The sequence below is a fragment of the Rhodococcus sp. p52 genome, assembly GCF_000763325.2.
Lineage (GTDB): Bacteria > Actinomycetota > Actinomycetes > Mycobacteriales > Mycobacteriaceae > Rhodococcus > Rhodococcus pyridinivorans.
Window position 1 is genome coordinate 1,290,141 of record NZ_CP016819.1, and the last position, 12,057, is coordinate 1,302,197.

11 protein-coding genes and 2 pseudogenes are annotated in these 12,057 nt (G+C 68.2%); all 13 read right to left on the minus strand.

What is annotated here, in order from left to right; all coding sequences use genetic code 11:
* Positions 1-73 precede the first annotated feature (73 nt).
* The gene (locus IM25_RS05890; protein ID WP_033098469.1) at positions 74-808 is read right to left on the minus strand and encodes a WD40 repeat domain-containing protein; all 735 of its coding nucleotides are present in this window, start codon (positions 806-808) and stop codon (positions 74-76) included.
* 261 nt (positions 809-1,069) lie between these two features.
* Positions 1,070-1,576 (minus strand): annotated as a pseudogene (locus IM25_RS05895) (IS1634 family transposase); the annotation flags it as partial.
* A 282-nt stretch (positions 1,577-1,858) separates the two neighbouring features.
* Positions 1,859-2,470, minus strand: a complete 612-nt coding sequence (locus IM25_RS05900; protein ID WP_052040166.1) for a hypothetical protein — start codon at positions 2,468-2,470, stop codon at positions 1,859-1,861.
* A 52-nt stretch (positions 2,471-2,522) separates the two neighbouring features.
* Positions 2,523-2,864 (minus strand): lipopolysaccharide assembly protein LapA domain-containing protein, encoded by a 342-nt coding sequence (locus IM25_RS26690; RefSeq protein WP_232333413.1) that lies wholly within the window; start codon positions 2,862-2,864, stop codon positions 2,523-2,525.
* Between the two features lie 261 nt (positions 2,865-3,125).
* Positions 3,126-3,278 carry a hypothetical protein gene (locus tag IM25_RS25990; RefSeq protein ID WP_157126929.1) on the minus strand — a complete coding sequence of 51 codons (153 nt, stop codon included), beginning with the start codon at positions 3,276-3,278 and terminating at the stop codon, positions 3,126-3,128.
* An 8-nt stretch (positions 3,279-3,286) separates the two neighbouring features.
* Complete coding sequence (locus tag IM25_RS05910; protein ID WP_006550812.1) at positions 3,287-3,505, minus strand: hypothetical protein; 219 nt, start codon at positions 3,503-3,505, stop codon at positions 3,287-3,289.
* Between the two features lie 815 nt (positions 3,506-4,320).
* Positions 4,321-5,568 carry a cation:proton antiporter domain-containing protein gene (locus tag IM25_RS05915; RefSeq protein ID WP_065995856.1) on the minus strand — a complete coding sequence of 416 codons (1,248 nt, stop codon included), beginning with the start codon at positions 5,566-5,568 and terminating at the stop codon, positions 4,321-4,323.
* Between the two features lie 89 nt (positions 5,569-5,657).
* On the minus strand, positions 5,658-5,957 hold the full coding sequence (locus IM25_RS05920) for a YrhK family protein (protein ID WP_006550815.1): 300 nt from the start codon (positions 5,955-5,957) through the stop codon (positions 5,658-5,660).
* A 166-nt stretch (positions 5,958-6,123) separates the two neighbouring features.
* Positions 6,124-6,307: pseudogene (locus tag IM25_RS25310) on the minus strand (IS256 family transposase); the annotation flags it as partial.
* 256 nt (positions 6,308-6,563) lie between these two features.
* Complete coding sequence (locus tag IM25_RS05930; protein ID WP_024102475.1) at positions 6,564-7,046, minus strand: hypothetical protein; 483 nt, start codon at positions 7,044-7,046, stop codon at positions 6,564-6,566.
* Positions 7,047-7,073: 27 nt separating this feature from the next.
* Positions 7,074-8,666: a glycosyltransferase family 87 protein gene (locus IM25_RS05935; protein ID WP_065995857.1), complete on the minus strand. Its 1,593-nt coding sequence runs from the start codon at positions 8,664-8,666 to the stop codon at positions 7,074-7,076.
* A gap of 9 nt (positions 8,667-8,675) precedes the next feature.
* Entirely contained in the window at positions 8,676-11,345 is a 2,670-nt protein-coding gene (locus IM25_RS05940; protein ID WP_052040168.1) for a transglycosylase domain-containing protein, read from the minus strand.
* A 523-nt stretch (positions 11,346-11,868) separates the two neighbouring features.
* Positions 11,869-12,027 (minus strand): hypothetical protein, encoded by a 159-nt coding sequence (locus tag IM25_RS25995; protein WP_019290537.1) that lies wholly within the window; start codon positions 12,025-12,027, stop codon positions 11,869-11,871.
* Positions 12,028-12,057: the final 30 nt, after the last annotated feature.

Genomic DNA, 12,057 nt, shown 5'->3' on the forward strand with positions numbered 1-12,057 from the left:
CACCGCGAGGCCTGTGCGTATCCTGCAATCGGATGAATCTGTCTCGGTCGGAACATCTTCCGGCCATTCCGATTCACGCCGTGTCGCCGCACGGCGGCCGGAAGGGAACACCCGGCAGGTGCCGTTCCCATTCGTCCTCGGTCACCGGAGTGCCGACGGTGGAACACAGTGTCGCCGCGACGGGATCGGGATCGAGCTGCCACAGCCGTACGGAACGGTCGGGACCACCTCCGACGAGCACCGCTCCGTCGTGCGCGAAGGTGGCGTCGTAGACCCGGCTTCCGCAGGCGGTGAGCACCGCGTGGGTGGTGTGGGAGTCCGGTCGGGTGACGTCCCAGATCCACGCCGACCCGTCGCCGACGCCGGCCGTGAGACGATCCCCGCCGGGGGAGAAGTGCAGCGAGTACACCGCGTCCGCCCGCCCGGTGATCCGCGCCAGTTCGCGTGGGACGGCAGGGTCCGCGACATCCCACAGGCGCACACTGCGGTCGGTGCTCGCCGCGGCCAGGATCGTTCCGTCGCCACCGAACGCGACCGTCTGCGCCTGACTCTCGAATCCGGACGACTCGGAGATCCGAGTCGGGTCGGTGGGATCGGAAAGATCCCACAGTTCGACGAGACCGCCGGCACTCGCTACAGCCACGATGTCGGCAGTGGGATGCCACGACAGCATGTACGGATAGTTGTCGGCTTCGAAGGTGCCGACGACACGCGGAGCAGCGAGATCGGAGGCGCCGACGATCGCGACTTTCGCGTTCCCCGTCGCCGTTACCGCCACGACGGGTCGGTCGGGAGCGAACTCGACCACTCCGACGACACCGTGACGACGCCCTCGGTTGTCCCGGCGAACTGCGGCGCTGCAGGGTCCGCCAGATCCACAGGTGCACGGACCCGCCGGATGTTCCTGCTGCAGCGAGTGATCCGGTCTTCGACAGTGCCGCGGCACCGCTGAACCGATCCTCGACGGATGGGCTCAGAGACGGCAGTTCCACCGCCGCACCGGTATCGGCGATGTCCCACAGCGGCAAACCATTCGACCGTCCTCCGCCGCCCGAGTTGGCTCCTTTCGTTAGTGCGTGAGTGAGGACCCCGAAATCCGTTCGAGCAGTCCTTGTAGGTCGGCGTCGACCTGCGGTGGGAAGATGTGTCGGGTGCCGTTGATCGCGATGGTCGCCGACCGCAGCGGACGCAGCAGTTTGACGACCTTGACGATCGCGAGACCGCTGCGTTCCTGCACCACCCGGGAGACCGCCAATGCCGCGAACACCACCGTCAGGTGCGCCTCGATCGCATCGCGGGTGCGGTGGAAGATCGGCCGGGCCCGCAGATCCGTCTTCGACATCCGGAACGACTGTTCGACATGCCACAACTCGTGATACTTGCCGATGATCTCGCTCGGATCCATCAGGGAGACAAGAAGGTTGGTGACGTAGCCTTTCAGGCCGACGAGCATCCTGGCGCGTTCGAGCGAGGCAGTGTCCAGCCGCCGGCCCTTCGCGGTGACTGTCACAAACCGTGCGGACTTCGGCGCGGCGTCCCCGTCGACTACGGCCCGGGTGCGGGCTTCCTGGGCCGCCCGGCGACAACGGGCGTGGCCCGGATGTGCATGTTCATGTTCGCCTACGAACCCGATGGTCGGTGCTCGGGCTGAGAACTCCGCTCGGCCGATGCCGGGGTGGGTCGTGCCGGTGGGTCGAGGCAGTTGTCGCTGTGCCGGGATTCCTGGGTGCGTTCCTGAATCAGGGGGCGACGTCGATGACCACACGGACCGGGTCATCGAGGGCGTACACCGCGAAGGGCAGGGCCGCATCGGTGTGCGAATGGTTGAGAATTCCTGTCGTGCAGAGACGTCGAGATATCAAGGGCTCGCCGGCTGGGGCGGAAGCGGCCGCTCGGTGGGCAGCGGTTCGTTCGGGGTCCAGGCGTCGAAGGGCACCTCGAAGGTCACCGTGCCGGCTCGTTCGAAGGTGAAGGTCACCGGGTGGGTCAGGCCGGGTCGGATCGCTTCGGCGGGGAATCGGCCGCGCACTGTCAGAGGCCGATCCGGTGCCGCGGTCGGTCGGAGTTGTTCGATGGGTTCTCCGGCGGCCAGGGAACTGCCGGGCAGAAGTTCGCGTACCTGATCGGAGGCATCGAGTGTCAACTCTCCGGCGGGGGAGTCGATCGAGACGAGCCGGTCGGGGGTGGAGGACTGGTTGATGACGGTGAAGGAGAGTGTGACCTGTCCGTATCGGGGGACGGCTGGATCGGTGGGTTCGGCCTCGAAGTACACATTGCGCAGCAGCAGGTCGCCGAGTTCGGCGTTGGTGCCGTTGATGGCGGCCTGCTGGGTATCGGTTTGGGTGATCTGCCCTGCCCCACATGCGACGAGCAGGGGCGCCGTCAACGCGAGAACGAGGAGCGACCAGGCGCGGCGACGCGCGGCCGAGATGCGGTGGGTGGGTAGGCGATGTCGTGCAGGGGGTTCCACAGGGTCTCCTTTCGTCGTGATCGACCGGGCGTCGGTTCGGACGTTCGCCGGATCACTGCGCTTTGCGGTAGGCGTGGCGCAGCTGCCAGATCCGGGCGCCGCCGATCACCGCGGCGATCAGCAGTCCCGCCAGAGCTGCGAACAGTAGCGCCACGCCCAGCGGGAGGGTGAAATTCCAGCCGAAGAAGGCAATGGCGGTGCGTTCGGTGTTCTGCAGGATGAACACCAGCAGCGCGATGGTGACCACAGCTCCTACTGTCAGTGCCACCAGCATCCGGCCGGTGCGGGTCGGTTCGACCGCTCCAGCTGCGGGTGCGGTGTGGTCTGCGGACCCGGTGGGGGTGGGGTCGGCGTCACCGGAACGCCGGGCGGGGTGTGAGTTGTGGGTACGCATGATCGGTTTCTCTCTTCATCGGTCCGAAGCAGGCACCAGGGCGATCCCGTGGGTGGTCAGAATGTGCCGAGGGTGCCCTGCCACACGGCCACGAGGAGGTAGATGGCGACAGCGAGGGGATAGTAGGGATTCATCGATGTTCCTCAGCATGCTTTACATGGGCCGCACGGGGCGATGTGACATCACTGCTGCGAGGCAGTGTGAGGGGTCGAGATCTCGAGGGGTGCTCGACATGGGCGCCACGCGCTGTCCGAGGCCAGTTCAGTGCGGTTCGGTGGAGGTGTTCGGCCGTGTGTCGCCGACCGTGGTGTCGCGCTCGGGCCGGTCTGCTGAGGTCGGCGCGTACATGCGGTCCAGGTGCAGCTTGATCCATTCGGTGGCCACGGTCCGGGGGAGAAAGAAGTACGAGTTCATGATCCTGCTCAGCTGGTGGGTTGCGGATACTCGCAGTCCACGGTCGGGTTGATTCCCATGTAGTTCAGGGGTCCGGCCACGATGGTTACGGCGATGGTGCCGACGCTGGCGCAGTTGGTCGAGGCGTCACCGTAGTATCCGCGTTGTCCTGCGGCGACGGCGCCGATGATCAACCAGATCAGTATCAGGAGGCTGAGCAGGCCGGATAGACGGCTTCTGGTTCGCATCGTGTGCTCCTGTCCACGAAAGCGGCGGCATCGCGCACGGTGCTCGGTCCGCCGTCCCAACCCGAGGTGTGCTGTGTGCGGGACTGGGTGCTCGATCCGATCGGCGTTACCCGGCGGGTGCGCCCTCCGATACGCTGTTCGTTGCGGCGAAGCAACTGTTGCGATCTATGGTGCATCGTGAAATCGGCGGTGGATCTTGCGCTTTCGTTTCTACGGTCCACCCTAGTAACGCGGTGGAGGCGTGCCAAGGCAGGAGGGAGGATGTGGGTTGATGGTTATGCGATTGCAATCACTCGGTGCGGTCCGGGTCAATTCGCGCCCGGAATGATCCGTCCCTCTCACGACAGGGCTACCGGTCACGCTCCTCGAGGCCGCGGGCAGAAAGGGTGTGCGCGTAGCGGCGATCGCGGTGACCTCAGCCCAGGCAGCGGCCTGGTTCGCCTCGTCCCGTCCGCCGCCACGTTCGACGAGCCGGAAGGCGAGCGTTGCGGTGATCTCAACTCTGCGCCGGCCGCTCGGACTCAGAGCGTGCTGGGTGTGGGAGGGTGGCCGGGTAGCCGCACCACATGCAAGAAAGAGTTGTCGATCTTGCGGATCACGTCGGCGAACTGATCGAAGTCGAGGGGTTTGGTGATGCAGGCCGTGCCGGCAGATCCTCCCGGCGATCGACCAGATGATTCGGCACACCCAGCGGCTCAGCGTGCCCAGCCCGTGGGGATGCCACAACGTTGCATAGATGTCCCGCAACGCCCCTGCGATGAGTGCCGGGGGGCTCCCCCTGCGCCGAGCGCACTGAGTAACCGCGTCATTGCCGTCTACCTCCGGTCCCTATCAGGGGTCGGTTGCACGCGATCGCCTCGTCCTGCTCCGGCCCGGATGTAGAGTTTGCGTCCCGCCGCGCCGGTGAGACCGAACGCGACCGTGCTTGCGGTCAGCACGAGCGTGCCGGCGCCGAGCACGGCGTCGTCGACGCCGAGGCGTTCGGCTTCCATCGTCAGATAGAACAATGCGGATCCCCCCACCGGCCCGAACCAGCCGAGATACACCGCGTCGCGCAGCGGTAGGTGCAGTGGCCGTCGCAACAACAGTACGACCGGGATCCGCCGCAGAAGCAGGACAGCGACCACCAGGGCGGGTGCCTTCCAGCCCAGCTCGGCCCACTGTTGCCACGGCAGGGCGGCGCCGAGCAGGAAGAACAACGGCAGGACTGCGAACCTGTTGACGGCCTCGTCGATCTCGACTTCGGAAGTCCGTTCGGCGCCGGTGCCGACGGCGTTGAAGGCCAGGCCGCCGACGAATACGGCGAGCACCCCGTCGACGTGCAGCAGACCGGCCACGCCGAGGATGCCCAGGGCAAGCACAACGGTGAATAACAGGGCCGGGCCGTGTGCGGTGGCGCCGTGCTTGTCACCCAGTCGCAGTGCTGCACCGCCGACGGCGCCGAGGAGTGCGCCGGCGACCAGGGCGCCGAGGCCCTGCCACAGTGATTCGGTGACCGCCGCACCGGCGCTGAGTGGGCCGGCGACCGCGATCGCGGCGACCACCAGTGGCAGCGCCAGGCCGTCGTTCGCGGCGGATTCGAGCGAGAGCAGCTGTCGGTCCCGGGCGGGAAGGTCACGTTCTGCAAGATCGCCGGTGACCACACTCGAGGCCAGCACCGGATCGGTGGGACAGATCGCGGTGCCGAACAGCAGCGCCGCGGCCAACGGTAAACCGGCCATCGCCCATCCGAGTCCGGCCGAGATCGCCGCCATCGCGGGCATGACGATCAACAGCAACACGGCCAGTGCGCGGCGGTGGCGACGCACCGCGGCGATGGGATAACGCAACGCAACCGCCATGACGGACACGGCCAGCAGGATCCGGGCGAGTTCATGGAACAGACCGTGCTCGACCGTCACCGGTGCAATCGGCAACGCATCGAGCAGTTGGGGACCGAGCAGTACCCCGGCAAGCAGACCGAGTAGGGGTTCGGACAACGGCAGGCGTCGCATCGTCGAGGAAATCGCTGCCACGACCACGCCGAGCGCGCCGACCACGGCGAGAACGACATCGATGTGCATGACCGTCGCATTCCCGGATCGACCTCTGGCAATCCTGCACGGCTCAACGAGCGGGCTCGTGCGCGGATCGCGGACCCAGATCGGGACGGTCAGTAGTCGTAGTCACCGCCGGTGGCGCCGGAGTGATGTCCCAGCCGTCGCAGATGAGTGCGCCGGCTCAGGCGGATCACAGGCCGGGCGAGAAAATCGAGCGAGCCGAGCAAGAACAGCCAGGTGCCGGCGGTCTGGGTGGAGTCGAAGAAGAACAACACGCTGCCGACGGTGAAGAACACCGCGATCAGGACGTCGTTGACGATCGAGGCTGTCTCGTACCGGTTGTCGATCACGACCTGCTCCCGGCCGACGGACAGTCGCAGCGACGGATCTGTGTGGGTGCGATCGGTGGCCATGGCCGGGCGAGTACCCGCGTGCAGGTGCGGGTACGCCCGACGAATGTGGTTCGGCAGCTGGTCCGATCCGATGCCTGTGGTGCGCGTCGGTGCGGCCGCCTATCTCTGGCTGGTAGTTCGTACTGCGAATCTCGGCAAAACGAACCCTGGCCAAACTCAACGCCTGCGTGGTGCGGGTGGCGGTGCGCTCATACCGGCCGGCACCGAGTTTGTCGGTGGCCTCGGCTTCGATCAGCGCCTGCAGGCCTGCAGGCCGGTGCGGATCAGTGCGGCGAACACGCTGGCGCTGTCGGCGCCGGTGAGTGCGTCGAGCTGAGCGAGCAGGGCAGGGCAGGATGATCGTGGGTCATCGCATAGCTGCTTTCTGTGAGTCACTGTGGTAGGTAACTCGTTGATCACTACGCGATGGCCCACCCCCCCCCCGGTGAGGGATCGACACGCCGTGGACCTGTCCGGATGTCCTCACCAGATTCCCACCACTCCCCGGGACTTACCCCGCCCGCGAAAAGGAAGTTCTGCTCACCTGACTGGCAGCGGACTCGAAGACCGAAGCGGCGAGGCGGCTGTTCATCTCGCACCCGTGGATGCGGACTCTGTCCACCCGGTTCAGGCCGCGCGCAGGGAACTCAGCGCCGCGTGCTGCTCGACACCGACCCGTCCCGGCGCCACGGCGAGCGCCACCGCGGTCTGCCACGAGTCGAGACCCACGATGGTGCGCAGGATGAGGATCTCCTGCTGGAGTCGGGTCAGAGGGAAGGCCCGCGGGCTCGCGAACTCGGCATCGGCCGCGTCGGCGACCAGCGTGTAGGCCAACCGCAGGAAAGGCCGGTCGGCTCCGGACGGCGCGGTGAGCTCGGCGAGAATCGCACGGCAGGCGGCCAGGGCGAGACGATCGGCGTCGGCGAAGGTACCTCCGGCGGCTTTCGCACGGGCCCGGAAGTAGGCGATCACGAGCGGATGCAGGTCGCGCAGAAGTCGTGGGATCGCGGTGGCGTCGCCGCTCGCGACCGTCCACGCCAACTCACACGTCGTGAACTGTGAGGCGGTGACATCCGTCCCCGCTCCGAATCCCCGTCCGCCGCTCGCCATTGTCCCCCCTCGTGCTCGTTCCCGAGCCTAGGGGACCGACGAAGTCTCCGACATCCCTCGTTCGGATGATTCTTCTCTTGTGACCCGATGGTGAGCAGGTCGCAACCTGGCGGGCAGCCATCGTGGCGGACGGTCGGGAGCCTGGTCGAGCACACCACCGACGGTATCGTCGACGAAGCCGTACCGCACGGGATCCCGCACCGGACGCCGGATCTGCCACAGCACAACCGCGCACAGTGCCACGACGGCGACGTCGCGCAGGAAGACCGTGGCGGTGAACCACTGCTCCGGCAGCCCCTTCCGATCGGGACCGAGGTAGTAGTACATGCGCGGAACCCACACCAGCGCATCGATCGTCATCCAGGCGACCAGTGCGCGCCGGTGGGGTACGGCCAGCACGGCGAGCGGCACGAGCCACAGCGAATACTGCGGACTCCACACCTTGTTCGTGAGCAGGAAGGCCGCGACGAGAAGGAAACACAGCTGCGCGAGGCGGGGACGGCGCGGCGCGGTGAGCCCGATCCACCCGATCGCGGCGCAGGCCGCGGCGAACAACACGAGCGAGACCCCATTGAAGGTCGAGGCCGACCAGGCCGGCCAGCCCACGAACGAGTGCAGCACGTTGTAGATCGAATCCGGATCCGCTCCGCGATCGGAGTTGAGTCGGAAGAACTCCGCCCACCCGCTCGGGTACAGCACCATGATCGGCAGGTTCACCACTAGCCACGCCGCGGCGGCCGCTCCCGCGGTGCGGGCAAACGACCGCAGGTGGCCGGTCCGCAGGCACAGCACCAGCAGCGGACCGAGCAACAGCAAGGGATACAACTTCGTCGCCGCACCGAGGCCGAGCAGGACGCCGGCGAGAACCGGTCGACGGCGGGCCCACGCCAGCAGACCACCCGCGGCGAAGGCCGTGGCCAGGGCATCGAAGTTCGTGAAGGCGTGCACCACGACCAGTGGTGACGCCGCGACGAGCGCGGCGTCCCAGATCCTGCGGCCCGCCGACATCGCGGTGGCCCACACCGTGACGAGCCAGGCGAGCGCGAGACCGACCGCGACGACGGCGAAGTAGATCGCGACCTGCAGTGCATCGGGGAGCCACGGTGTGGCGTCCCACGCCTTCGCGATGCGCATCGAGCCGTACTGGTAGAGCCCCGCGAGCACCGGATACTCCATGTACCGGGTCTGCATCTGCCCGTCCGGGCCGGGTTCCTCCCACGACGTCCGGTACGGGAAGGCGCCCTCGGCGAGCCGTTCGGCACCGTAGAGCGGAACGATGTCGGAATAACACATCGCCACGTACTGCCGGTTGCCGCTCCAGTCCAGGCCGAGCGCGCCGTCGGGACCGACGGGTCCCTGCTGGACGCAGGCCGCCTTCGTGAACCAGCCGAAGGCGAGGAAGACGACCGCGAGCAGCAACATCGCCCGCAGGGGAGTGAAGAAGCGGGTGCGCCCGAGCACGGCGTGCCGGCCCACCGGACCGCCGATGACGGCGGTCAGGCGCGACACCGTCGGGTCGGTACGCCCGGGGGGGTCGCGCCAGTCCAGGGAACGACGATCCTCGGCCGGTGGTGCAGCGGACACCACCGGCCGGGCGTCGGATCCCCGGTCGTCGCTCACGCGGCGAGGCTACCCGGCCGGAGCGTATTCGAACGCGCCCTGGGGGCTACCGCCCTGCGCGCCCTGGAATCCGCCTCCCTGCGCGCCCGGGATCGCGGGGCTCTCGAGTCCCGGGATGCGGTTCTGCGGAGGCGATCCACCCTCGTCGGAGTCGTCGCCGGTACCACCGCCGGTTCCGCCGCCGGTATCCTCGCTCTCCTCCTCCTGACCGCCGTTACCGGGACGGGAGGGCGCGTTCTGGGTGGTCGTCTGCGGGGCGACACCCGGAACGGGGATGGTGACGCCGGGGAAGATCTCCACGTTCTGCGTGGTGATCTCCGGAACCTCGGGAAGACTCGGCACGACACGCGAGGTGGTGGTCTGCTCACGGGTGGCCGGAGCTGTCGTCGACGCGGTCCACGCCGGCACGCCGGAGACACCGGCGATCGGTTCCGGCTTCGGGAACGACTCGACCTCGGTGCCTTCGAGAGCGCCGTCCATCGTGTCCTTCCAGATGTCCGACGGGATCCCCGAGCCGTAGATCATGCCGCCCCAGCTGTTCTCGAGGGGCAGGCCCTCCTCGGTGCCGACCCACACCGCGGTCGACAGCGACGGGGTGTAACCGACCATCCACGCGTCCTTGTTGGAGCCGGTGTCGCCGAGCTGAGCGGTACCGGTCTTCGACGCGGACGGACGGCCGCCGGCCAGGGCGTGGCCGTTCGAGTACGCGGCGATCGGGGTCATCGCGGAAGTGGTGTTGTCGGCCACCGCCGCGTCGACGACCTGCTCACCGGCAGGGGTGCCACGGTCGAGGAGCACCTCGCCGTCGGACGTCACGACCTTCTGCACGAAGTACGGCTCGTGATGACGGCCGGACGCCGCGAGGGTGGCGTACGCCGAGGCCATGTCGAGCACGCGCGACTGGTACTGCCCCAGCACGATGCCGTAGTTGGGGCCGACGCCCTCCGGCTCGGTGAGCGTCTCACCGATGCCCGGCAGTTCCTTCGCGACACCCAGCTTGTGAGCCATGTCGGCGATGGCCTGCGGGCCGTTGTCCATCTCGAGCATCATCCGGTAGAAGCTCGTGTTCAGCGACCGCTTGAGCGCTTCGGCGATGGTGCACTGCCCGCACGACTCGCCCTCGACGTTGCCGATCTTGATGCCGTTGACCGTCAGCGGACCGCTGTCGTAGGTCTGCGACAACGGCACGCCCTGGTCGAGGTTGGCGGCCAGGCCGAACACCTTGAACGACGAACCCGTCTGCAGACCGGACTGGGCGAAGTCGTAACCGACCCCGCTCTCCCCGCCGTAGTAGGCGCGGATCGCCCCGGACCGGGGATCGACCGACACCACCGCGGTACGCAACTCCTCGGGTTCGCCCTCGAGATTGCTCTGCGCCGCCTCGACCGCCGACTGCTGGGCCTGGGGGTCGATCGTCGTGGTGATCTGGAGACCGGCCGTATTGAGGAGGTTCTCGTCGATGCCCTCGCGGGCCAACTCGGCGAGCACCTGGTTCTTGATCAGACCTTCGGGGCCGGACGACTGGTCGCCGTTGTCGAGCTCAGCGATCGGCACGTAGGCCGGGTACTTCATACCCGACCGTTCGGCGGCATCGAGCGTGCCGGCGGCGACCATGCCGTCGAGCACGTAGTTCCAGCGCGCCTCCGCACCCTCGGGGTTCTGCTCGGGATCGAGCAGCGACGGCAACTGGATCGACGACGCGAGCACGGCGCCCTCCTCGACGGTGAGCTCACCGACGGGCTTGCCGAAGTACGCGTTCGACGCCGCTGCGATGCCGTAGGCACCGCGACCGAAGTAGATGGTGTTGAGGTAGGCCGCGAGGATGTCGTCCTTGGCCCACTGGTTCGCCATCTTCGTCGACAGCACCAGCTCCTTGAGCTTTCGCGTCAACGTCCGCTCGGAACCGACGACGGCGACCTTCACGTACTGCTGGGTGATGGTCGAACCACCACCGGCGCTGTCGCGGCCGAGCACGTTGTCGCGGGCGGCACGCGCGAAGCCGGTGACCGAGAAGCCGGGATTGCTGTAGAAATCGCGGTCCTCGGCGGCGAGCACGGCGTTGCGGACGTGCACGGGGATCGCGTCGAGTTCGACCTCGGTGCGGTTGCCCTCCGGTGGGATCACCTTCGTGATGACACCCTGGCCGTCGGAGTTGAAGATGGTCGCGGCCTGGTTCGTCTGCAGCTCACCGGGGCGCGGCACGTCCTGGACGATGTACGCCAGCATGAACATGAGGATCGGGACGAGGATGCCGGCGGCGACCACGCCGTAACCGATCCGGCGGATCGTGCGCCAGCGGTTGCTCTTGCCGTCGCCCTTTCCACCCCCGGCGCCGCCACCCGAACCGCCACCGGGCGGAACCGTGGGAGGTCCGCCTGCGGGCGGGCCACCGGCAACGCGCGTCGTGGGTGCATCGTCCGCAGCACTCGCACTCTTTGCAGCACTCGCACCGACTGCAGCGCTCGCCGCGGAGACCCGCTGCGTCGGGGCATCCGCTCCGGGACGCTGTACCCCTGCCGCGTCCGCTCCGGGACGCTGTACCCCTGCCGCGTCCGCTCCGGGACGCTGCGCACCTGCCGCGTCCGCTCCGGGACGCATGGCGACGGTCGGATCGGCCTGCGGCGTGCGCTGGACGGGAGGCACCGCGCCGGGCGGCAACGTGCCGGGACGCGGCGGCATCGACTGGTTGGGGTTACGCGGCTGGTTGGCGCCCGGGGCGGGCACCGGTCCGCGCGGTGGGTACGGCTGTCCCGGTCGGCCCTGCTGGGGGCCCGGTCCCTGCCCCTGACCGGGAGCCGGAGGACGCTGTCCCTGGCCGGGGGACTGAGGGCGCTGTCCCTGGACGGGGGCTTGAGGACGCTGTCCCTGACCGGGAGCCTGGGGCGGGTACGGCGGCCGGCTGCCGGGGCGCGGCGGTTGCTGACCTGCGGGACCACCGGGCTGTCCGCCCGGTCGACCCGGCTGGCCCTGTGCTCCCGGCTGACCCTGCGGGCGCGGTTGCGGCGGCAACGGACGACCCTGCACCGGGCCCTGGGCAGGGCGCTGCTGTCCCGGAGCGGGCTGTCCCGGACCCGGCTGTCCCTGACCGGCACCGGCAGGAGGACCGGGACGTTGCTGCCCGGGTTGCGGTCCGGCGGGACCGCTGCGCTGGGGCGGGACGGCCTTGTTGTCCTCGGGTTCGTTGTCGGGGGAACTCACGTACTCATCTCCAACTGTTCTCGCGACGCATCACGCCGCGGCCTCGACACTGCTCCACGAAGAGCCGATCGGCGATGCCGACGGACGGCAGTCGATCGACGATGTGCGCAGCGGACGACGCGACGATCAGGTCGTGCGGGTCGGACCCAGGAGCGAACTCCACGAGAAAGCGTACGGGCACGTTGCCGGTACC